The organism is Streptomyces finlayi (genome assembly GCF_014216315.1).
Lineage (GTDB): Bacteria > Actinomycetota > Actinomycetes > Streptomycetales > Streptomycetaceae > Streptomyces > Streptomyces finlayi_A.
Genome location: NZ_CP045702.1, coordinates 509815 through 530888, shown reverse-complemented (window position 1 = coordinate 530888; position 21074 = coordinate 509815). Strand labels below are relative to the sequence as shown.

General features: G+C 71.0%; 21 protein-coding genes, 1 tRNA gene and 1 riboswitch. Of the genes, 13 read left to right on the top strand and 9 right to left on the bottom strand.

The features are described from left to right. The first annotated feature begins 378 nt into the window (after positions 1-378). Positions 379-540, top strand: a riboswitch (cyclic di-AMP (ydaO/yuaA leader). 4 nt (positions 541-544) lie between these two features. Both F0344_RS02650 and F0344_RS02645 read left to right on the top strand, forming a co-directional pair. Continuing rightward, positions 545-1501, top strand: coding sequence for a M23 family metallopeptidase (locus tag F0344_RS02650; protein WP_185297222.1), 957 nt, complete (start codon positions 545-547; stop codon positions 1499-1501). 185 nt (positions 1502-1686) lie between these two features. Next, positions 1687-2541, top strand: coding sequence for an SGNH/GDSL hydrolase family protein (locus tag F0344_RS02645; RefSeq protein ID WP_185297221.1), 855 nt, complete (start codon positions 1687-1689; stop codon positions 2539-2541). A gap of 158 nt (positions 2542-2699) precedes the next feature. On the opposite strand, the gene F0344_RS02640 is transcribed toward F0344_RS02645, so the two are convergent. The 5 genes from F0344_RS02640 to F0344_RS02620 are packed head-to-tail and all read right to left on the bottom strand — an operon-like array spanning position 2700 to position 7912. Continuing rightward, positions 2700-3569, bottom strand: coding sequence for an STM4011 family radical SAM protein (locus tag F0344_RS02640; RefSeq protein WP_185297220.1), 870 nt, complete (start codon positions 3567-3569; stop codon positions 2700-2702). 8 nt (positions 3570-3577) lie between these two features. Further along, a complete protein-coding gene (locus tag F0344_RS02635) occupies positions 3578-4978 on the bottom strand; it encodes an STM4012 family radical SAM protein (RefSeq protein ID WP_185297219.1) in 1401 nt (466 codons plus the stop codon). Next, entirely contained in the window at positions 4975-5787 is an 813-nt protein-coding gene (locus F0344_RS02630; RefSeq protein WP_185302476.1) for an STM4013/SEN3800 family hydrolase, read from the bottom strand. Before F0344_RS02630 ends, F0344_RS02635 begins: the two co-directional genes overlap by 4 nt. 34 nt (positions 5788-5821) lie before the next feature. After that, on the bottom strand, positions 5822-6955 hold the full coding sequence (locus F0344_RS02625; protein ID WP_185297218.1) for an STM4014 family protein: 1134 nt from the start codon (positions 6953-6955) through the stop codon (positions 5822-5824). Positions 6956-6961: 6 nt separating this feature from the next. Then, positions 6962-7912: an STM4015 family protein gene (locus tag F0344_RS02620; protein ID WP_185297217.1), complete on the bottom strand. Its 951-nt coding sequence runs from the start codon at positions 7910-7912 to the stop codon at positions 6962-6964. A 171-nt stretch (positions 7913-8083) separates the two neighbouring features. Here F0344_RS02620 and F0344_RS02615 point away from each other — a divergent pair, with 171 nt between their 5' ends. Both F0344_RS02615 and F0344_RS02610 read left to right on the top strand, forming a co-directional pair. Continuing rightward, positions 8084-8410, top strand: a complete 327-nt coding sequence (locus tag F0344_RS02615; protein ID WP_185297216.1) for a hypothetical protein — start codon at positions 8084-8086, stop codon at positions 8408-8410. 109 nt (positions 8411-8519) lie between these two features. Continuing rightward, positions 8520-9521 carry a DUF6745 domain-containing protein gene (locus F0344_RS02610; RefSeq protein ID WP_185297215.1) on the top strand — a complete coding sequence of 334 codons (1002 nt, stop codon included), beginning with the start codon at positions 8520-8522 and terminating at the stop codon, positions 9519-9521. 75 nt (positions 9522-9596) lie between these two features. Here F0344_RS02610 and F0344_RS02605 read toward each other — a convergent pair whose 3' ends face one another. Then, positions 9597-10208, bottom strand: coding sequence for a TetR/AcrR family transcriptional regulator (locus F0344_RS02605; RefSeq protein WP_258049618.1), 612 nt, complete (start codon positions 10206-10208; stop codon positions 9597-9599). A gap of 113 nt (positions 10209-10321) precedes the next feature. Further along, positions 10322-11536, bottom strand: a complete 1215-nt coding sequence (locus tag F0344_RS02600; RefSeq protein WP_185297214.1) for a Glu/Leu/Phe/Val dehydrogenase dimerization domain-containing protein — start codon at positions 11534-11536, stop codon at positions 10322-10324. 348 nt (positions 11537-11884) lie between these two features. On the opposite strand from F0344_RS02600, the gene F0344_RS02595 reads away from it, so the two are divergent. The 8 genes from F0344_RS02595 (at position 11885) to F0344_RS02560 (ending at position 18801) form a co-directional block, all read left to right on the top strand. Beyond that, positions 11885-12328 (top strand): PPOX class F420-dependent oxidoreductase, encoded by a 444-nt coding sequence (locus F0344_RS02595; protein WP_185297213.1) that lies wholly within the window; start codon positions 11885-11887, stop codon positions 12326-12328. Between the two features lie 113 nt (positions 12329-12441). Further along, complete coding sequence (locus F0344_RS02590) at positions 12442-13683, top strand: MBL fold metallo-hydrolase (RefSeq protein ID WP_185297212.1); 1242 nt, start codon at positions 12442-12444, stop codon at positions 13681-13683. Between the two features lie 346 nt (positions 13684-14029). After that, on the top strand, positions 14030-16081 hold the full coding sequence (locus F0344_RS02585) for a sensor histidine kinase (protein ID WP_258049617.1): 2052 nt from the start codon (positions 14030-14032) through the stop codon (positions 16079-16081). Positions 16082-16088: 7 nt separating this feature from the next. Continuing rightward, on the top strand, positions 16089-16523 hold the full coding sequence (locus tag F0344_RS02580; protein WP_185297211.1) for a roadblock/LC7 domain-containing protein: 435 nt from the start codon (positions 16089-16091) through the stop codon (positions 16521-16523). Positions 16524-16525: 2 nt separating this feature from the next. Beyond that, complete coding sequence (locus tag F0344_RS02575; RefSeq protein ID WP_185302474.1) at positions 16526-16897, top strand: DUF742 domain-containing protein; 372 nt, start codon at positions 16526-16528, stop codon at positions 16895-16897. Then, a complete protein-coding gene (locus F0344_RS02570) occupies positions 16875-17504 on the top strand; it encodes a GTP-binding protein (protein ID WP_185297210.1) in 630 nt (209 codons plus the stop codon). The genes F0344_RS02575 and F0344_RS02570 overlap by 23 nt, the downstream gene beginning before the upstream one ends. Continuing rightward, the gene (locus F0344_RS02565) at positions 17501-18082 is read left to right on the top strand and encodes a GAF domain-containing protein (RefSeq protein ID WP_185297209.1); all 582 of its coding nucleotides are present in this window, start codon (positions 17501-17503) and stop codon (positions 18080-18082) included. Before F0344_RS02570 ends, F0344_RS02565 begins: the two co-directional genes overlap by 4 nt. Before the next feature lie 365 nt (positions 18083-18447). Next, on the top strand, positions 18448-18801 hold the full coding sequence (locus F0344_RS02560; RefSeq protein WP_185297208.1) for an MmcQ/YjbR family DNA-binding protein: 354 nt from the start codon (positions 18448-18450) through the stop codon (positions 18799-18801). 29 nt (positions 18802-18830) lie between these two features. On the opposite strand, the gene F0344_RS02555 is transcribed toward F0344_RS02560, so the two are convergent. Together F0344_RS02555 and F0344_RS02550 are read right to left on the bottom strand one after the other, a co-directional pair. Further along, entirely contained in the window at positions 18831-19730 is a 900-nt protein-coding gene (locus tag F0344_RS02555; RefSeq protein WP_185297207.1) for a transketolase family protein, read from the bottom strand. 39 nt (positions 19731-19769) lie between these two features. Then, a complete protein-coding gene (locus F0344_RS02550; RefSeq protein ID WP_185297206.1) occupies positions 19770-20468 on the bottom strand; it encodes a transketolase in 699 nt (232 codons plus the stop codon). A 128-nt stretch (positions 20469-20596) separates the two neighbouring features. Here F0344_RS02550 and F0344_RS02545 point away from each other — a divergent pair. After that, positions 20597-20670 (top strand) — tRNA-Pro (locus F0344_RS02545). Positions 20671-21074 lie beyond the last annotated feature (404 nt).

Sequence of the window (21074 nt, the reverse complement as noted above, 5' to 3'; positions counted from 1 at the left end):
ACCCGCACGGCCTGGGCGGGGAGAATCGTCTGAAATGCTGGCAATGTAACCGATTTGGGCGCCATCTTTTCGAGAGTCCGTCGCGCCCCGCGGGCGGGGTGTGTCCGTATTGGCGTGTTTGCCAGAACATGCCCTGCTTATGGGCGAGATGGTGGTCGGCAGGTGAGCGGGATCATATCCGTGACGGTGTGTGGTGGCCCTCCCGACGGGCATTCCGTCCGCCGCACGGAATGCGAAGATCCGTAATCCACGGAGTGTGACCGTAAATCCGTGCCGGAATTGATTCCCGCATTCCGGCAGGCCGGACATGGCTTGTTCCGGCCGTCCTTACTCGCTTACGGTCACCGTCAATCCGGACGGACCGCCTAATCCTGCCGCCGCCCGGAATCCGCATCCACTCACGTGTGGCAGGAGCGGGGGACCCAGGTAAGCCGCCGGTCCGGAGAATTCCGGAACGACTCGGGGTGAAGTCGCGCCAGCGCGACCGGGCATCTCCAGCCCGAACCCGACAGCTCACCTCGTAGGCGCCGGAGAGGAATGCCCCATGCCCGCAAAGGGTAAGCACCGTCGTACGAAGTCCGGCTCGATAGCCCGTGGCATCTTCGCCGCGGGGACCGGCGGAGCCGTCCTCGCGCTCCCGCTGATCGGCGCCACCGGCGCGAGCGCCGCCGAGCAGGCCGCGCCCGCCGCCGCCTCGGTCGCCGCGGCGCACACCGCGCCCGTCGTCGTGTCCAAGACCGCCCCGAAGACCTACTCCGTGGTTTCCGGCGACTATCTGTCGAAGATCGCCGCCGAGCAGAAGATCAAGGGCGGCTGGCAGAAGCTGTACAAGGACAACCGTGAGGTCGTCGGCAAGGACCCGAGCCTGATCTTCCCCGGCACCGAACTCACGCTGGGCGCAAAGGCATCCGGCTCGGCCGAGGCCGCTCCTTCGAAGGCCGTCGCTCCCAGGGCCACCGCGCCGAAGGCCGCAGCCCCCGCGAGCGCCGCACCCGAGGCCATCGCTCCCAAGGCGGACACGGCCTCCGACTCGGCCTCCTCGTCCGTGGAGACCGCCGCACCGGCGGACACCGGCGCCTCGGAGGGCAACAGCTCCGGCTGGGCGGCCCCCGTGGCCAACGCCACCGTCACCACGCCGTACCGCGCCTCCGGCTCCATGTGGTCCAGTGGTTACCACACCGGTGCCGACTTCCAGGCCGCCTCCGGCACCAGTGTCCGGGCCATAGGCCCCGGCACCGTGGTCTCGGCCGGCTGGAGCGGTTCGTACGGCAACGAGGTCGTCATCAAGCACGAGGACGGCATGTACTCCCAGTACGCCCACCAGACCTCGCTCAGCGTCTCGGCCGGCGACACGGTGACCGGCGGTCAGCAGATCGGCCTCTCCGGTTCCACCGGCAACTCCAGCGGCCCGCACCTCCACTTCGAGGTCCGCACCGGCCCGAGCTACGGCTCGGACGTCGACCCGGTCTCGTACCTGCGTCAGCACGGCGTCTCCCTCTGAGACGAGCAGCAGTGAGGAAGGGCGGTGCGCGGCGGCGCACCGCCCTTCCTCGTGTCCTCAGGGCAGTGCGGCGACCGCTACTTATTCCGGCTTTACCAAGAACTGACCGGGTGGTTTATCTCACCACCCGTCAACCCATTATTACGGTCGCGTAGGTCACATTCGCGGGTGCAGGATACGACCTTGTGGCAGACGATTCGAAACTCAGTCAGCGCGGTCTCCAGAACGTCATCGGCGTCAAGAGCGTCATAGGGTCGTACGCGGCGATCGGCGACAGCTTCACCGAGGGCGTCGGCGACCCCGGACCCGACGGGACCTTCGTCGGCTGGGCGGACCGTTTCGCGGTGCTGCTGGCGGATCAGCTCCCGGCCCCCTACGAGGGGAGCGGCCTCACCGCCTCACGGCACGGCAACTTCCGGTACGCCAACCTCGCCGTACGCGGGCGGCTCCTCGACCAGATCGTCGCGGAACAGGTCCCGCGGGCCAAGGAACTGGCTCCCGACCTCGTGAGCTTCTGCGCGGGCGGGAACGACATCCTGCGGCCGGGCAGTGACCCCGACGACGTGGCCGAGCGTTTCGAGCGCGCCGTCGCCGAACTGGCCGACGGGGTCGGCACCGTCATGATCACCACCGGCTTCGACCCCCGCCACATGCCGGTCCTGCGTCACCTGCGGGGCAAGATCGCCACCTACACCGCCCATGTACGCTCCATCGCCGACCGCTACGACTGCCCGGTCCTGGACCTGTGGTCGCTGCGGTCCGTGCAGGACCGCCGGGCCTGGGACAACGACCGGCTGCACCTGTCGCCGGAGGGGCACACCAGGGTCGCGCTCCGCGCCGCCCAGGTCCTCGGCATCGACGTGCCGGCCGACCCCGGCCAGTCGTGGCCGCCGCAGGCGCTGCGCCGCCCGTTCGACGACCGGCGCGACGACATCCAATGGGCCCGCGAGTACCTGGTGCCCTGGATCGGGCGCCGGCTGCGCGGCGAGTCCTCCGGGGACCACGTCGAGGCCAAGCGCCCGGACCTGCTGCCGCTCTAGGTCCTGTCTGGAGTTCCCCCGCGGCGTCGCGGCGTCCGGCACCGCCGCCTCCGGCGTTGTCGTCAGTCGCGAGGGCTCCGCCATCGCTCCCTCCTCCGCCTTGGATTCGACGGCACCGGACGCCGCTCCTTCTCCCGCGCTGGAACTCCAGACAGGACCTAGGACAGCTCGGGAAGGGGGAGGGTGCGCCGGGACGGTATCCGCTCCAGCACACCGCCCGCGAAGACGTCGTACAACGGCAGCGTCTCCAGGTGCACATAGCCGATGTGGCAGTCGCAGACGGCGAGGGGACAGCCGCGCGGGCCCAGGGACCGGCGGTAACTGCCGTCGTAGAGGTTGCCGAGCTCGGCACGGACGAAATGACACCGTCGCACCGTGCCGTCGCCGTCCACCGAGATGACCGACTCACCGGTCCGGCAGGGGAGCCCGGCCGAGGTGTGGGGGTGCCGGCTGTAGGGGAACAGGGGGTCCAGGGCCGTCCAGCGGTCCGCCTCCTCGTCCGTGTACAGGTGGCCCTCGGCGGCATTGACCCAGAGGTAGACCTCGTCGGGAAGCGCGGCTCGCAGCCGCCGCGCCTCGTCGAGATGGCTGTCGAGCCCGACGATGCCGACGCTGTGACGGACTCCGAGCTCCGCCAGCTCACGGCACTTGCCGAGGAACCGCTCGTACGGGGTCTGGCCCGGGTGGTACGTGCACCACAGCGCGGCCTTGTCGAGGTCGGCGTCCGCCAGCCAGCCGGTACGGCAGCTGAGGTTGGTCTGGATGGCGACCCGGCCGATGTGCGGCAGCCGCGAGAGCTCGACCAGAGCACTGCGGTACCAGGACCGGACCAGCCCCTCGCCCCACGGCGTGAAGAGCACCGAGAGCCGGTCGCCCGTCCGGGCCGCCGCCCACGCGGTGAAGCGCTCCAGGGCCGCGCGGTCGGCGCGCAGTTGCGCGGGAGTGTCGCGCCGCTTGGCGAACGGGCAGTACGGGCAGGCGTAGTCGCACGAAGCCAGGGGGCCCCGGTAGAGAACAGTCAGGTCCATGGAGGGGCTCACTTCACTTCGTACGCGGCCATCGCGGCCCGTACAGCGGGGGAGAACAGCTCCGGTCCCAGCGCGTCGGAGTGCGCCAGACCTTCCGGGGAGAGGCGGAGGAGGCCGTCGTTCCCCGCCCCGGCCAGCCAGCCGCGCGCCGCGAAGCGGTGGAGCTCGGAGGGGAAGTCCTCGTACGGGTCCGTCCCGAACCGCGCCCGGTACTCCGCACACCGCAGACCCTCCGCCTGGAGCAGGGACTGCAGCAGATGGCGCCTGCGCGCCTCGCCGTCGTCGACGTACCGCCCCACCTCCGCCCGGGAGAAGTCCTCCGCAGTGGTGAAGGCGTCGATGATGCCCCGGATCTCCCGCATCTCCACGGCGTAGTCGAAGGAGTAGTGGAGGAACGAGGTGTACGAACGGGCGCCGCAGCCGAGGCCGATCATCCCGTCCGTCTGGCAGGCGTAGTCGTCCGGACCCTCGTGCGGGGCGCCGGTACGGCGGAACATCCGCATCGACACCTGCTCGTAGCCCTCGGCGAGGAGATGGTCGCGGCCGGCGCGGTAGAGCCGCAGCCGCTGGTCGTCCCAGGCCGCGTCCGCCGCGGCCTGCGCCCCGGGCGGTGTCGCGGCGCCCAGACGGCCGAGCCCCGTCAGCGGGCGCACGTACAGCGGGTAGAGATACAGCTCCTCGGGGCGCCAGGCGAGCGCCGCGTCCAGGGAAGCGCGCCAGGTGACCTCGGTCTGGCCGTCGATGCCGTAGATGAGATCGATGTTGAGCACCGGGATACCGGCATCGCGGATGCGGCCCAGGGCCCCTTCCACATCGGCCCGGCGTTGCGGGCGGACCGCGGCACGGGCCTCCGCGTCCACGAAGCTCTGCACACCGATGCTCACACGCGTCGCCCCCCGCTCGGCGAGGACGGCCAGCCGGTCCGCCGTGGCCGTGGAGGGCGAGGTTTCCACGGACAGCGGGACGGACCGGAGGTCGGCTCCCATCCGCTTCTCCGCGATGTCGCAGAGCCGTTCCAGCTCGGCCGCCGTCAGGAAGGTGGGCGTGCCGCCGCCGAACGCGGCGGCGGCGAAACGCACCGGGTCCACGTCGCCCAGCGCGTCACGAACCGTGGTCGCCTGACGGTCCAGCGCGTCGAGATAGCGCGTCGTCAGCTCCTTTGGCGCGCCGATCCGCGTGAACAGATTGCAGAAGCCGCAGCGGACCTCGCAGAACGGAATGTGGATGTACAGGGAGAGCGCGTCCTTGCGCTCCGCTGCCCACAACTCGCTCAGCGGGCGCCGTCCGGCGGGGTGCTCTTCGAGCGGGCGGTACGCGGTCTTGTGCGGGTAGGCGTAGACGTAGCTCTGGTACGGCCTGGTGGCCGGTGGGGCGGCGGCAGTGGCGGTGGCGGCGGTGCTGGTGGTCATCGGGTGGCTCCCGGCTCCAGGAAGAAATGGGCGTACGGCACGGTCCAGACGGCTTCGTGACCGATGCGGTGACCGGTGTATCCGTCGTCGCCGTAGGCCGTGCCGTGGTCCGAGCAGACGATGGCGAAGCACCGGCGGCGGCTGCTCGCCGCGGCGAAGAGCCGTCCGATGTGCCGGTCGACGTACTCCAGCGCGGCGGCGTGGGTCTCCCGTGAGTCACCCGCATCGGGTGTGGCACCGTCCCGGTGGAACCAGTTGGGCTGGTGCAGGGCGGCGACGTTCACGAAGAGGAACAGCCTTTGGTCCTCGGGGAGTTGGGCGACCACCTGCTCGGCGTGGGTCACCTGCTCCTCGAACGAGGTGGGGGAGGCGACACCGAAGGCGGGCGCCCAGTGGCTCTCCTGGAACAGGTCCGGAAGGACGGATCCCAGCGGCCCGCGCTTGTTGAAGAAGCCGACGCCACCGATGCACACCGTGCGGTAGCCGGCACCGGCGAGCCCGGAGACCAGGTCGGGGGTGTCGAAGACGAAGGTGCCGTCCGCCGTGGTTTCGCTGCCCGCGAAGCGCGCCGCGAACAGCCGTGGATGAGGGCCCGGCGCCTCCGGCGTCGGGAGGAACCCGGCGAACATCGCCTGGTGGGAGGCGTACGTGAAGCTCCCCGGAGCATGCCGCTTCTCCCACACGCCACCGGGCAGATGACGGACCAGGTGCGGGATGCGCCCGGCCGCGGCCAGTTCCGCCGCGACATCGTGACGCAGGGTGTCCAGGGTCACGAACAGCAGATCGTGGCTGCCCACGATCCGGCTCATATCGGGTTCGGCCCCCGGCCGTGGCGGGGCGGGGTCAGTGGACAGCGTCGACACGGTGGTTCCTTGCTCGGTTCGGTACGGCCGCGACCTGCGCCGCATAGGTGTCCTGGTGCTCGGCGCCGCTGCCCGGCAGGCCGGTCAGGCGGGGCAGCAGATCACCGAAGGCGTTGACCTCGCAGACGGCGAAGCGCCGCCAGCCGGTGGAGGGGAGCAGATCGACGCCCACGCACAGCGTGCCGGGGAAGCAGCCGGCGGCCCGCTCGCCGACGGCGAGGGCAGCGGCCCAGCTGCCGCCGGCCGCCTCGACAGCGGCTCTGACCGCGTCGAGGTCGCCGCGTTCGCCGCCGAGGTGAAGGTTGGTCATGGGGGAGCGGCTGGTCCGTACGACCGCGTGTGTCGCCCGGCCCGCCACCACGACGACCCGCAGGTCGGCGGCCCGGCCGTGCTGCGAAGCCTTCGGCAGCCAGCGCTCGATGTGCAGCCCGTCCGGTGCGAGGGCGTCGACGACCGCGGCGACCTCGGCCTCCGTGGTGCAGCGGCGCACCCGCAGCGAGTTGAACAGGCGTCCCGCCGAGTCCCGCTCGACCGAGGTGGCCGCCCGCACCCGGCCGTCGCCGGTGGTCTCCACCGCGAGCACCCCGGACGCGGACGAACCATGGGCGAGCTTCACGAAGGCCCGTTTCATGCCGTGCCCCCGCATCAGCTCACGTACATCGCTCCAGCCACGCACGGCGGGCGCCAGTGGCCCGGACGTCGGCGACGCCGGTACGGGCACCGCGGCGTCGCTCAGCACGCCGTGGCACAGCCGCTTGTCGAACAGCACCGCGATGTCCCCGGGATCGTCGAGCAGCACGGCCCCGGCCACCTCGGCGGCCCGGGCCACGTCCCGTACGGCGGTGGTGAACGCGGCATACCACCGTGCGGAACCCTCCACCCTCGTTGGATCGTCGACCCCACGCAGCAGCCGCTCCACCTCGGCGTCCTCACCGGGGGAGTCGATCCGGACGGACTCCCCCGGCAGGAAGACCGCCTCGCCACGCAGCACGGCGCGCCAGGAGATCACCCGTGCCTCCGGCAGCCCGGCGGCGCGCACCGCGTCCTGGAACAGAGAGACGCGGCGATTTCCCGGAATACCCACTACCGCGAAGCGCGGCGCCCGGCTGCGCATGTCAGATCACTCCGCCACGGTGGTGTAGCGGCCCTCGGCACCTCGGTTGTCCCAAGGGGTGTTGCGGTCCGACAGATCCACCCGCACCCCGTGCGGTTCCAGGGCCTCACGGACACGGCGTTCCATCGGCTCACCGAGGAAGTGGTGATGCAGATCGAGTGCGTCGAGGTGGGTGAGCGGCTGACCTTCGAGGAGCGCGGCAGCACCCTCGTCGCCCATCGTGCCGGAGGACAGATCCAGCGTACGGAGCTGGGCGACGACCGGGGCCGAGGCGATCGCCGTCGCGATCTCGTTCTGCAACTCGCTGTTGCGCAGACCGAGATGGCGCAGCGCGGGGAACCGGGTGCCGGACAGCAAGGGCTGGAGGTCCGCCACCGTGGCATCGCCTCCGTACGCGGACACACCCAGCCACAGTTCCAGCATCTCCAGGGCGGGCAGCTCGCTGTCCTGCACGCCGCGGATCACCTCCACGGGCAGACCGCCGGTCTCGATGATCAGGCCGCGCAGACTCTCGTGCTTGACCGGCGGGAACCGCAGCCCCGTCCCACCGCGCACTCCGAGGACCTCGAGTCGAGGGAAAGCGGTGAGCAGCGCGGTGACGTCCGATTGCTCGATCCACGAGATCTCCGCCTCCTCCTGCACCAGGTCCCCGACGAAGACCGCCTCCAGCGAGGTCAGCCGGTCGGCGGCCGCGACGACGAGACCGACCGGGTACGAGGAGTCCTTGTCGTAGGACTCGCCCCACTGGCCGATGATCAGGGCGCGGACCCCTGCCGGGTCGACCTCGTCGAGGAAGGCGTTGAACTCTTCCTCCCAGGTCCGGTCCTCGTCCTCGTACGGCTCGACACCGATGCGCCAGGCCGCGGCGCCGGCCGCCGGCCGGACGACAGCGGTCCCGGCTTCGAAATCGACGGCGGGAAGGCCGGACAACTCTTGCAGGTGGTCGACATCGGACATGGTCCAGAGCTCCTGTCGCTGGGCGGCTGATGTCCGCAAGGTGTATCAAGGCGCACTGACAACCCCGCGACCGGGGACGGCTGACGGGTCTCGGTGCTCGATTGTCAGACCCCCGTCGTAGCGTTTTCCACGTGGCCGGCACAGGGGTGCCGGTCCGGAGGGGAGACGTCTGTGTACCGGCAGGGCGATGTGCTGATCGTGGAGTTGGAGGAGTCGGCGGTGCCCGCGCACCTGGTGGCGGCGCCGGGAGAACTGCGGGACGGGCGGGGTCGGCTGGTGCTCGCACTGGGCGAGGTGACGGGCCATGCGCATGCCGTGGTGGGGCCCGGCCGGCTGATGCGGGAGGCGGGACCGTTCGGCCCGATGCTGCTCCATCTGCCGGAAGGCGGACGGGTGGTGCACGAGGAACACGCGGTGATACCGCTGCCCAGGGGGTGGTTCCGCGTCGTGCGCCAGCGGGAGTACGCACCGGGCGCGGTGCGCATCGTCGCGGACTGACCCGCACTCAGGCGCGCACTCCTGGAGCAGCGGCCGACGAGCAGGGGCCAGGGGACAGACACCAGGCAACAGAAACCAGACACCAGTCAACAGGGGACGGGAACGACCGATGCAGTATGTGAACGCTTGGCGGGCTGTGGCGGCGGCGACGGGGGCCGCCGACCGGTCGGCCGCCGAGAACGGCGTACGGCTTGCCTACCGCAGCGCGGGGCTGGCCGAACCGGACACCATCGTCTGGGCCGATTCGCCCAGGGCGGCCGTCGAAGCGGTGGAGAAGCTCATCGGGGCGGGGCGCTCGGTGCGGGACGAGGTCCGCACCCGCCCGTGGGCGGACGAGCGCCGCAGGACGTACGACGAGTTGGGCCCGGCGGGCTGGTCGGCGCTCTGGTCCGCCACCGGCGCCCAGCTCTGGGAGACCACCGCGGCGCTGGCCGAACGGATACGGACCGGAGTGGTGGCGGATCTCTGCGAGCGCCCGGAGGACGAGTCCGATGTGCGGCTCGTGCTGCTCGACGCGGTCCTCGGACAGCACGACGCGGCCTGGCTGGCCGCCTTCGACGGGCGGGGAGACCGGCTGACCGGGCTGGCGGAGGCCGCCAGGAACGCCGGGTGGTGGTGGCCGTACGAGCGCGCCGTCGTGATCAGCGAGAGGCCGGTCGCCCTCCACCGCGACGAGGCGGGGCGGCTGGACCGCGGGGACGGCCCGGCGCTCTCCTACGCCGACGGTTTCGCGCTTCACGCCTGGCGGGGCATGCCGGTGCCCGCCGAATTCCTCGCGGGCCTGGCGACGCTCACACCCGAACGGATACGGGGCGAGGAGAACGCGGAACTGCGCCGCGTGATGCTGGAGTTCTACGGTTACGACCGCTACCTCGCGGAGTCCGGCGCCGAGCCCGTGCACCGGGACGAGACGGGGATTCTCTGGAGGATCGCCATGGACGGCGACGAGGACGTGGTGATGGTGGAGGTGGTCAACTCCACCCCGGAGCCCGACGGCACCCACCGGACGTACTGGCTCCGGGTGCCGCCCGGGACCAGGACGGCGAAGGACGGAGTCGCCTGGACCTTCGGACTGGACGGCCAGGCGTACGCACCGGTCCGCCAGACCTGAGCCGGTTGCGCACGGGAGGCAGAGGAGGGGCGGGAGGATACGAGGAAACGGGGGGTAAGCGGGAGGGGGAGCCGCTCAGGCGGTCAGTGCCGTGCGTTCCAGACCCAGTTCGTGGGCGAGTGCCTCGTCGGTCCACTGGAGCATCGTGGCCCGCGACAGCGGACCCGCGTACGAGGTCATCTGGACGGCCAGGCCGTCGAGCAGCGCGGTCAGCCGCCAGGCCACGGACATCGGGTCGTCGCAGTGGAACTCACCGGCGGCGGCGCCCTCCTCGATGACCTCGGCGAGCTCCGCCTTCCACTGCTGGTCGAGATCGCCGGCGACATCGCGCAGCGCTGGATCGCGCAACGACGCGGCCCAGCCCTCGATCCACAGCCGCCAGCCCTTGGCCTGACCGGTCGGCGCGTACCACCGGACGGCCGCCCGCAGGCGCCGCACGGCGCTGGTTCGGCGCGCCAGCAGCTTGCGCAGATGGGCGAGATCCGACTCCGCCGCGTACGCGAACGCGGCGGCGACCAGCTTCTCCTTGGTCGAGAAGTGGTACAGCACCAGTGCGTTGCTCACTCCGAGGACGGACGCCACATCGGCGATCCGTACAGCGGACACACCGCGTACCTCGATCTGTTCGACAGCAGCACGCAACAGCTCCTCGCGTCGCTCCGCCACACCCAACCGCACTCTCGCCACGCGGTCAGCCTAACGAACCGGCTGCCCGCGTCCAGGGCGGGGCGATTCAGAAGTGCTCTTGAAGAGCGTCACAGCGGCTGTGCGACCGCTGTCCCGGGGCGCGTGCGGACGGGTCACCGGTACCAGCCGAACCGCTCCGCCATCACCGGCAAGCGGTCGGCGACCAGGGCATGGGCCGCGGCCCGCGGAGTCGAGGTGTCGGACTCGGCGCGGACCAGCATCAGTTCGATCAGTGCGCGCATCGACCGGCGGATGTGCGCGAACGCCTCCTCGGCGTCGGCTCCGACGTCACCGAACAACGTCCACCACCACCAGGCGTTGGTAGCGGAGTTGACGACCACATCGGGCAGTACCGTGATGCCGCGTTCCGTGAGCAGCAGTTCGGCCTCCGGCAGGACGGGCATGTTCGCCGCCTCGACGATCCAACGGGCCTTGATCCGGGACTGGTTCGAGGCGTCGATCGCGTACGAGACGGCCGCCGGGACCAGAAGGTCCGCGTCCACGGAGAGCCAGGCGTCGGCCGGAAGTTCCAGGTCGGCTTCACGCAGCACGGAGCGGTCCACCGTTCCGTACGCGTCCCGTGCGCCGAGCAGCGCTTCGATGTCCAGCCCGGCTGGGTTGGCGAGGGTGCCCTTGATGTCGGCGACGGCGACGACCTTCAGCCCGGCCCGCGCCAGGAAGCGCGCCGTGGCCCCGCCCATGGTGCCGAGTCCCTGGACGGAGACGCGCACCCCGTGATGGGCCACGCCCGCCCGGTCCAGCGCGGCCAGCGCCGACTCGGCCACTCCGCAGCCACCGACCAGCTCGTCGAGTCCGATGCCGTCCACCGTCACGGCGAAGGCGTCCGCCAGGCGGCGCCGCGCCGCCGGCTCGTCGTCGAGCAGCGGGTAGACGGCCTGGACCGACGACACGAGCCCCGCCTCGGCCGCCGCCCGGTCGACCAGGTCCCGCGTGAGCCCGAGGTCCTCGCCGGTCGTCCAGACACTCTCGATGTACGGGCGCACGGCGCGCAGATACCGGACCAGGACGCCGTACGCCTCCGGGGCCCGCGGGTCGCAGTCGATCCCGCCCTTGGCGCCGCCGAGCGGGATGTACCTGGCCCGCTCGTTGCCGGCGTCGAAGTGCAGGGCCTCCTTCATCGTCATACCGCGGGCCAGGCCGGTCACCTCGTCGAGGGTGCAGCCCTCCCGCATCCGCAGTCCGCCGCTGGAGACACCGCGCACCAGCCGGTCGACGACCAGATAGCCCCGACGGCCGGTGACATGGTCCGTCCAGGTCAGCGAGACGAGCGGGGCGGGCAGGGGTACCGGCGGATTCGGCGCGGGCATGGGGCGGGCTCCTCGGTCGGGCCACGGGGCGCCCCGTCGGCCGTATTACTGAATCGCCGGTCAGTATCCGGAGGGGGGTCGCCTCCTGTCAAAGGGGCGTGTGTTCCGTCATCCCCGCTCAGCCGCCCCGGCGGCGGACATCTTTCGAAGCGCGCTCCGGGTCCAGTGAGACGAGGAGCGTTCACGGCTGTCTCCCTCGGCGGTGCTGCGGGTCAGGCGATACGTGTGCGCCGCTGTTCACCCCGTGGACGGGCGGGGTCCCGCCGGATGGGGCATGGGACGCGGACGGATGACGGGTCACTGGTCCGTACGCGGAATCCCTTGGCGTGCGGGGACGTTGGAGTTCACATGACTGGACTCGAAACCGGGTACGACGACGCACTGCTGCGACTCATCGGCGAGCACGACTCCGGGGTGCTGGTGACGCTCAAGCGGGACGGCAGGCCGCAGCTGTCCAACGTCAGCCACGCCTTCGACCCCGAGAACCGGCTGATCCGAGTCTCCGTCACCGAGGGCCGGGCCAAGACCCGCAATCTCCGCAGGGACCCGCGGGCGAGCTATCACGTCACCAGTGAGGACCGCTGGGCCTGGACGGTCGCGGACGCGAAGGCCGAACTGACCCCCGCCGCAGCCGCCCCCGGGGACGCGACCGTGGAGGCGCTGATCGCGCTCTACCGCGAGCTCAGGGGCGAGCATCCCGACTGGGACGACTACCGGCAGGCCATGGTCCGCGACCAGAGAGTTCTCCTGACCCTGCATATCGAACATGCGTATGGGCAGCTGGGTGCCTGACATCGCGCGCACAGTCTGTGGCGCAGTCCGTATTCCTCCGTTCACCGCCCTGGTCTCGCCAAGACGAGCGGCGCACACATAATGAGATGAAATCTACCCCCTCGGGAGACTTTGTGACCGGCGCCGATCATCAGCCCTCGCTCCGCGCGAGACTCCGTTCGATGCGCTCTGCGGCCTTCGGAGCCGATCCGGCCGCGGCCCGTATGGAACGCATTCTCCGCTCGCCCAATTTCGTCGACGGAGTGTTCCGGAACCCGGAGGGGGTCAGGACGCCCACGACCGGTTCCAAGCTGGAGTTCGCGAAGGGCTACTTCCGCAAGGAGGAGCGGATTCCGAGGTCGCCGGCCGGTGCCGTGCCCCTGCACGCCACCACCGCCGCCGATCTCGCGAAGCCGCCCGTCTCCGGCCTCAGGCTCACCTGGATGGGGCATTCGAGTGTGCTGGCGGACATCGACGGCCGCCGGGTGCTCTTCGACCCGGTCTGGGGCGAGCGCTGTTCCCCCTTCGCCTTCGCCGGCCCCAAGCGCCTGCATCCGGTGCCGCTGCCGCTGACCGCGCTCGGCCCCGTCGACGTCGTCGTGATCTCCCATGACCACTACGACCACCTCGACCTGCCGACCATCCGCGCACTGGCCGGCACGGACACGGTCTTCGCGGTCCCGCTCGGCGTGGGCGCCCACCTGGAGCGGTGGGGGGTGTCCTCCGACCGGACCCGCGAGCTGGACTGGAACGAGAGCACGGAGGTGGCCGGCATCAGCCTCACGGCGACGCCCGCGCGTCACTTCTGCGGCCGCGGTCTGCGGAACCAGCAGCACACGCTCTGGGCGTCCTGGGTGGTCGCGGGTCCCGAGCACCGGATCTACCACAGCGGTGACACGGGCTATTTCCCGGGCTTCGCGGACATCGGCGCCGAGCACGGCCCCTTCGACGCGACGATGATCCAGATCGGTGCGTACTCGCAGCACTGGTCCAAGGCGCACACGGGTACGACGCCTCTTCCCGGTGCGTGGCCGGACATTCACATGACTCCGGCGCAGGGCCTGCGGGCCCACCTCGACCTGCAGGGACACACGCCGCACGGGGTGCTCATGCCGATTCACTGGGGTACGTTCAACCTCGCTCTGCACGCCTGGGCCGAGCCGGCCGAGTGGACGAAGGACGCCGCCGAGGACGCCGGACAGGCGGCCGCTTTCCCCCTGCCCGGAGAGTCCTTCGAGCCCGGTGGGGCCCTGCCCGTCGCCCCCTGGTGGCGAGCCGTGTCCGCCCCGCTCGCCCATCCGTGGCGCCGTCCCGGGCCGGCGGAACCGGCCGAGGCGGTCCCGCGCGGCGACCTCGACCTCGCCGGCGGCCGCTGACCGTACGGTGCGTCCGGTAGCTGTACCGTCCGTCCCCTTACGGCCGGGGTTTCGTCGCCCGTGAGCCCAGTCATCGCATTGACCCCGCCCCCGTTCTGCCGGGGCGGGGTCAATTGCGCATATTCGTCCGCGCGTACGAGGCGTCATACCAGAGCGGGACGCATGGCGGGCAAGTTCGACAACTGCACGCCGCGCCCACGCGGTTGACGACTACCGTGTGTGCTCGGTGATTAACGGTGGGCTCCTTTCCTGCGAGCCTGCCCAGCCGCTGACCCGAGCCTGACCGACTGCCGTAGGTGTCACCACTGAACGCCGATTCCTGGTGCCCCACGTACCGAGGACGCTGATGTCTCAACTTCGCGCACCCACCGCGCGACCGGAACGCCGAGAGGGCGGGCGGCACGGCCGCCCGGGCGCCCGCTCCCATTCGGCCACGGCCAGGCCGCGCGCCGTGCAGGCGCCACCTGATGCCCGTATACGCCCCCAACTGCTCCGCACCGCGCTTCTGCCGACGATCGCCGCCGTGCTGAGCGGCGCCGCAGCCGTCATCTTCACCATCCGGGCCTCCGGCGAACGCCCCTCCGCCAGTCTCTGGGCCGCGCTCGGCGGATCGGGCGCGCTGGCTGTCGCGGCCGTCGCGGCGGCGTTTCTCGGCGCCAGCCGGGTCGCCTCCGGGGTGCTCGACCGCTGTCAGGCACTGCGGCGGTCCAGCGCCCAGGGCCAGGCCGACCTGAAGCGCGTGGTGGAACGGCTCCGCAACGGCGAACCCGTGCCCGCCCGTCGCCCCCCGCGGTCCAGCGACCCGGGGTCCGACGCCTTCGACCTGCTCGCCCAGGAACTGGGCCGCTCGCAGGACGGAGCCGTGGCGGCCGTCGTGGAGGCGTCCCGGCTCTTCGGCAGCAACGGAAACGAACAGAAGGTCGAGGTCTTCGTCAACCTCGCCCGGCGTCTCCAGTCCCTCGTCCACCGCGAGATCCAGATCCTGGACGAACTGGAACACGAGGTCGAGGACCCGGACCTGCTCAAGGGCCTCTTCCACGTCGACCACCTGGCCACCCGTATCCGTCGGCACGCCGAGAACCTCGCCGTACTGGGCGGTGCCGTCTCCCGGCGGCAGTGGAGCAACCCGGTCACCATGACGGAGGTGCTGCGTTCGGCGATCGCCGAGGTCGAGCAGTACCCACGGGTCAAGCTCGTGCCGCCGATCGACGGCACGCTGCGCGGCCACGCCGTCGCCGACGTGATCCATCTGCTGGCCGAACTCGTCGAGAACGCCACGGTGTTCTCGGCCCCGCACACCCAGGTGCTGCTGCGCGCCCAGCACGTCACGGCGGGGCTCGCCGTGGAGGTCGAGGACCGGGGGCTCGGGATGCCGGTGGCCGAGCAGAAGCGCATGAACGCCCTGCTCGCCGACCCCGACCAGGTCAATGTCGGCCACCTGCTGCACGACGGCAGAATCGGCCTCTTCGTCGTTTCCTCGCTCGCCCGCCGCCACGGAATCGCCGTACGGCTGCAGAGCAACATCTACGGCGGCACGCAAGCCGTACTCATCCTGCCGCAGGCCCTGCTGGGTGTCGACGGTGATACCGAAGGAGCGATGCACCCCGGGGCGGCACCGGTCCCGCCGCCCGGAGCCGTACACAGGCCACCCGCCGATGAGGGCACCGGGCAGGTGGGGACGGGACATCCGTACCCACCCCAACCGCGCAGCCCGCAGTCACAGGCGCCGCCGCCCCCGCCGCAGCCGCTCCGCGCCGAGCGTGCCGACCGCCCGGAGACGGCCGGAAACCACCTCGGTGCCGTCACGGGACCAGCCTCCGGAGCCGGTGGTGGAGCCCCTGGCCGCCCGCAGCTTCCCCGGCGCAGCAACCAGGAACACCTCGTCCCGCAGCTGCGGGAGGCACCCGTTCCCCGAGTCGAGGACGAACACGCCCTGCACGACCCCGGTCTCGTCGCCGCCTTCCGGCGAGGAGTCGACCTCGCCGAGGCGAGGTCGGCCGAGGACACGGTGCCCGACACCGCGTACGGGGTGAGCGGGGATGTTCCTGCGGCGGTGGCACCGGCCCCCGCCGCGCAACGGGACGAACGACCCGTGCCCCTGCCGGTCCGCGGTCCGGGACCGCGAAAGGGACCGGAGCCGCTCCGGACGTCGTATCCCGATCCGCACGTGCTCGACGTGCAGCTGCCCGACCCGCGTCGGCCAGAGCCGGACGAACCGGAGCATCCCGAGCCGCACCTGCTCGACCCTCACCTGTCCGACGCCTTTGCGCCGGACCAGCGGCACATGGACCAGCGGCACGCCGCCCCCTACGAGGCCGCCCCCTACGAGGCCGATCCCTACGTGCCCGCTCACACGCCCGCCCAGAACACCCCCGCCCAGAACGTCCCCAAGGAGTAGATGCACCATGGCGAGCGAAATGCCGTCCGGTCAGGTCGCCGACCTCGACTGGCTGTTGAGCGGGCTGGTCCAGCGCGTGCCCTATACGCGCAGCGCGGTCCTGCTCTCCGCCGACGGGCTGGTGAAATCCGTCCATGGCATGGACCCCGACAGTGCCGACCACATGGCGGCCCTGGCCGCCGGCCTCTACTCCCTCGGCCGCAGCGCCGGAGCCCGCTTCGGTGACAACGGTGACGTACGGCAGGTGGTCGTCGAACTCGACTCGACGCTGCTCTTCGTCTCCACCGCCGGGTCAGGGACCTGTCTCGCCGTACTGGCGGGACGCGAGGCGGACGCGGCGGTCCTAGGCTACGAGATGGCCATGCTCATCAAGAGCGTCCGGCCCTATCTGATGACCCCGGTACGGCAAGCGGCCGGGGCACTGTACACCCCGGGGCTGTGAGGGTGTCGGCCCCGCAGGACGGGCCACTGCTCGACGACGCGGCCGGCCGGCTCATCCGCCCGTACACCGTGAGCAACGGCCGCACACGGCCGACCACTGTGCTCGACCTGCTGTCGCTGGTGATGGCCACCGGGAGCACACCCCAGATCCATCTGGGGCCCGAACACTCCGTGGCTCTGGGGCTGTGCGACGGTCCCACGTCCGTGGCCGAGATCGCCGCCCACCTCCGGCTGCCCGCAGTCGTCACCAAGGTGCTCCTGTCCGACCTGGTCGACTGCGGCGCGGTCACCGCGCACGCCCCCGCGTTTCATGACACGCCCACCGACCGATCCCTGCTGGAGGCAGTGCTCGATGGCCTACGACGACAGCTCTGACAGCACCGGAAGCTCCGAGTTCTTTCCCGTGGCCCTCAAGGTCCTGGTCGCGGGCGGGTTCGGCGTCGGCAAGACGACGTTCGTGGGCGCGGTCAGCGAGATCGCACCGCTGAGCACCGAGGAACTGCTGACGCAGGTCAGCGTGGCGACCGACAGCCTGGAGGGCATCGAGTCCAAGACGGCCACCACCGTGGCCATGGACTTCGGCCGCATCACGCTCTCCGCGCAGCACGTGCTCTACCTCTTCGGCACCCCCGGCCAGGAACGGTTCTGGTTCATGTGGGACGAGCTCTCCAAGGGAGCGCTGGGCGCGGTCGTGATCGCCGACACCCGGCGGCTCGCCGAGTGCTTCGCCGCCGTCGACTTCTTCGAGCGGCGCGGAATCGGATTCATCGTTGCGGTCAACGAGTTCGACGGTGCCTACCGGTACGAGCCCGACGAGGTGCGGGCCGCACTCGACCTCGGCCCCGAGGTGCCCGTGGTCCTCTGCGACGCCCGGATCGCCAGTTCGGGTACCGGCGCGCTGGTCACCCTCGTCCAGCACCTCATCAACGCCACCGACGCCCGGGCGACCGCGCAGGTAGCCGGCTTCGGAGTCCATCCGTGACCCGATTCGCGACCGGCCGTCTTCTGCTCACCCCGGCCGACCCGGACGGGCCGGCCCGGGCGGAGCGGCTGCGCAGGCTGGACCTGGGGGAGCGTGACGACGCCTCGTTCGAGAGCTTCGACGCCTTCGCAGACAAGGTGGCCGCGGTGACCGAGACGCCGTACTCGATGGTCAACTTCATCGACGAGAACCGGCAGTTCTTCGCGGGACTGCACACCCCTGCGGGGACGCGGACGGGTTGCGACCTGGGTGCCGCCGCCGCGGGCAGTGGCCGGAGCGGGCGCCGTATGGCCCGCGACCACGGCTACTGCCCGCACGTGCTCGTGCGCCGCAAAGCCCTCGTGCTGGACGACGTCTGCGACTATCCGCGCTTCGCGGGCAATCCCGTCGTCGACGAAATAGGCATTCGTTCCTATCTCGGGGCGCCGCTCATCGACGGGACGGGCCTCGCCCTCGGCACGGTGTGCGCGGTCGACACCGTGCCGCGCCCCTGGGGCCGGGCCGGGCTCGCCACGATCAAGTCGCTGGCCCAGGAGCTCGTCGGGCACATCGACCGCAGGGAGCGCCGTGGCGGCTGAACGCATCCGGTCGGCCGTAGCCTCCCCGTGGCGGTTCCACCACCGGTGCCCCTGGATCAGGAGAAGTGTTGAGGCTGGGCGACCGCCCACGCCCGACAGGCGTTCGCCGGAGAGTGCAGCTGCTCGCGATGGCTTTCCGACGCGCCCGCAGAGAACGCCGTGGCGGCGGCCACGGCGGTCCCCGCGTCGTCGTAGGCGTCGCTGATCAGCGCCTACCGAGTCGTCCCCGGCTCGCTTCCCGCGACGGTGGACGCCACGCTCGCCCGGTAGAGGGAACCGGTGGCCGCTCACTGAGCGGTGCCGGACGCTACGGTCGGACCCGACCCGCCTCGCAGCCGCTGGGGCCACCGGATCGGAGACCGTGGATGACGACCACCGCCGATGACGTCCGCACCATCGCCCTGTCCCTGCCCGACACGGCCGAGAAACTGGCCTGGGGGCATCCCACGTTCCGGGTGGCCGGGAAGATCTTCGCCGGGCTCGGCGACGACGACACCACGATGGGGGTGAAGTGCCCCATGGAGGACCGGGCCGAGCTGATCGCCTCCGAGCCGGAGAAGTTCTTCACCCGCGAGGGCCACGACAACCACTACGCCTGGGTGCGGGTGCGCCTGGCCGCCCTTGAGGACACCGGCGAGCTGAGGGCGATCCTCGCCGACTCGTGGCGGCAGGCGGCCCCGCGCAAACTGCTCGACGCCCACCCGGAGTTGACACCGTAGGGGGCGCTCCGGGCCTGGCACGGAGTCGCTCACCGCCGGACGAACGCGCTGATCCGCTCCCGCAGCCCCCGCGGGTCGAGTCCGTGGGCCACGAGGTGTTCGTCCATCTGCCCGTACCGGCGGAGCTCCGCCCGGCCCACCCCCAGGCCGAGCACGCGGTGGGGGAGATCTGCGAGTGCGTCGTTCGCCGCAGCCGTGGACGTGCCGGCCAGATACGGCTCGACGATCACCACGTCCGCGCCCACGGTGGCACCCACCGCCCGGCGCAGCCCCGCCGCGTCGAAGGGGCGCACCGTCGTCGCGTACAGCACCGTCACGTCCAGGCTCTCGGTCGCCTCGAGGACGTTGTCGAGTGACGGGCCGACCGCGATGACGACACCACCGCCACCCTCGCGCACCGTCGAGAAGCCGGCCCCGCCCACCGGGCGCCCGGTCCGGTTCGACTGGAGGGAGAGCCTGACGTAGACCCGGTCGTCCCCCGCGGCCGCGAGCCGCAGCAGTGCCTCGGCCTCGTCGGGGTGGCCCGGCACATGCACCGTCCACCCGTCGAGGGTGTCGAGGAGCGCGACATCTCCCGGCGACATGTGGGTGAAGCCCCCCGCCGGCCAGTCGTACGAGGCCCCGGCGCTGACCAACACCCCTCCCATTCCCTGATGCCCGAGATCCAGCTTCACCTGTTCGAAGGGACGCTCCACCAGGAAGCTCGCGAACGTGTGCATGATCGGCCGCATCCCGGTCAGTGCCATTCCGGCGCCCGCGCCGATCAGCAGCTGCTCCCGGATGCCCACGTTGATCACCCGGTCCGGGTGGGTGCGCTCGGCCCGGTCGAAGCCGTCCCGGCTGATCTCCGCCAGTACGAGCGCCAGCCGGGGGTCATCGTCGAGGAGTCGCGACGTGGTGGCGATGAATCGGTCACGCATGGTGTCCATGAGAACTCTTTCTCCGTAGTCCGGTGTGTGTCGTGCGCGTCACTTGGGGGCGACCGTCGCCACCACTGCCCGGGGCCGTCCGGGATGCGGGGCGGTGAAGGCCGCGTACAGCGCCTCGTGGTCCCGCCCGTCCACGGTTCCCACGGACCATCCGGCGCTCTCGAACCGGGAGGCGATGCCTCCGGGCCGGCCGTAGGTGGCCGAGGCGTTGTCGATCACGAGGGTGTGCAGCTGTTCCAGCCCGGCCGGGCCGGCGTAGGCGATCGCCTCGTGGTTGCTGCCCTCGTCCAGTTCGGCGTCCCCGGTCAGCACCCAGACCCGCGGACCGGTGAGCCCCTGGGCCCGCAGTCCCAGCACGCTCCCCACGGCCAGTGGCAGCCCGTGCCCCAGGGACCCGCTGCCGATCTCGGCCCCGGGTACGAGCAGCCGGTCCGGATGGTGCCCGAGGGGCGAGTCGTACGAACCGAAGCCCGGCAGCAGGGCCTCGTCGAAGAATCCGTGCGCGGCGAGCACGGCGTAGTACGCCATCGGCCCATGCCCCTTGGACAGCAGGAACCGGTCCCGCTCCAGATCGTCGACGGTGCCGGGCGTGACGCGCAGCACCCGGCTGTACAGCACCCACAGGGCGTCCAGCGTGGAGGTGGCGGCGGGCCCGTGCTTCTCGTCGCCCGTCATGAGGCTCATCAGCCGGTTCAGGTCGCGATAGTCGGGCGCCGGCCCGACGGTGGTCTTCGTCATGGGGACGAGCGTCCGACATCAAGTTCGGTTGAGGTCAAGGCCCACAAGGCGTTCGTAACCACCGGTTCAAGTGCGGTATTGTTCTCATGCGCGTTCGGCCCAGGGGAAACCCCAGGTCAGACGGGCATCGGGACGTGGCGCAGCTTGGTAGCGCACTTGACTGGGGGTCAAGGGGTCGCAGGTTCAAATCCTGTCGTCCCGACTTGAGAGAGTCGATGTCAGGGCCGGTTTCGGAGAAATCCGAACCGGCCCTCGATCATTTTCGGGGCCGGTCGGGTACCGGCGTTCCCTGACCGGCGTCAGCGTGTGAGCGTCCGTTCGTGCCCGGCAGGGCGCGCGGTGCACGCGGCCCGCTCGAACGTGCGGAGATCGCGGTTCGCGGTTCCAGCGGCCTTCATCTTGTGTGTCCGGGTGGAGGCAACGCTGGATGGTGGTCAGCCGTGCGGCGGCCGGCGACGCACCGCAGGGCGTGGATCCGGACTCTGGCGTGCCTCGGTGCCCTTGCCTGTGAAGACGGCGACGTCCCGGCATCGACAGCGACAGGACGACGGATGCCGCCCTGGCTCCACCAGGTGTCGCACTGGTGGCACCGGTTGGGCCACCGGT

Bases quoted from the DNA above. Each gene is read 5' to 3' on its own strand.
- F0344_RS02630 (WP_185302476.1), bottom strand. From the start codon at position 5,787: ATGAGCCGGATCGTGGGCAGCCACGATCTGCTGTTCGTGACCCTGGAC.
- F0344_RS02600 (WP_185297214.1), bottom strand. From the start codon at position 11,536: ATGCCCGCGCCGAATCCGCCGGTACCCCTGCCCGCCCCGCTCGTCTCG.
- F0344_RS02585 (WP_258049617.1), top strand. From the start codon at position 14,030: ATGTCTCAACTTCGCGCACCCACCGCGCGACCGGAACGCCGAGAGGGC.
- F0344_RS02610 (WP_185297215.1), top strand. From the start codon at position 8,520: ATGCAGTATGTGAACGCTTGGCGGGCTGTGGCGGCGGCGACGGGGGCC.
- F0344_RS02550 (WP_185297206.1), bottom strand. From the start codon at position 20,468: ATGACGAAGACCACCGTCGGGCCGGCGCCCGACTATCGCGACCTGAAC.
- F0344_RS02620 (WP_185297217.1), bottom strand. From the start codon at position 7,912: ATGTCCGATGTCGACCACCTGCAAGAGTTGTCCGGCCTTCCCGCCGTC.
- F0344_RS02650 (WP_185297222.1), top strand. From the start codon at position 545: ATGCCCGCAAAGGGTAAGCACCGTCGTACGAAGTCCGGCTCGATAGCC.
- F0344_RS02595 (WP_185297213.1), top strand. From the start codon at position 11,885: ATGACTGGACTCGAAACCGGGTACGACGACGCACTGCTGCGACTCATC.
- F0344_RS02625 (WP_185297218.1), bottom strand. From the start codon at position 6,955: ATGCGCAGCCGGGCGCCGCGCTTCGCGGTAGTGGGTATTCCGGGAAAT.
- F0344_RS02640 (WP_185297220.1), bottom strand. From the start codon at position 3,569: ATGGACCTGACTGTTCTCTACCGGGGCCCCCTGGCTTCGTGCGACTAC.
- F0344_RS02580 (WP_185297211.1), top strand. From the start codon at position 16,089: ATGGCGAGCGAAATGCCGTCCGGTCAGGTCGCCGACCTCGACTGGCTG.
- F0344_RS02555 (WP_185297207.1), bottom strand. From the start codon at position 19,730: ATGGACACCATGCGTGACCGATTCATCGCCACCACGTCGCGACTCCTC.
- F0344_RS02560 (WP_185297208.1), top strand. From the start codon at position 18,448: ATGACGACCACCGCCGATGACGTCCGCACCATCGCCCTGTCCCTGCCC.
- F0344_RS02570 (WP_185297210.1), top strand. From the start codon at position 16,875: ATGGCCTACGACGACAGCTCTGACAGCACCGGAAGCTCCGAGTTCTTT.
- F0344_RS02635 (WP_185297219.1), bottom strand. From the start codon at position 4,978: ATGACCACCAGCACCGCCGCCACCGCCACTGCCGCCGCCCCACCGGCC.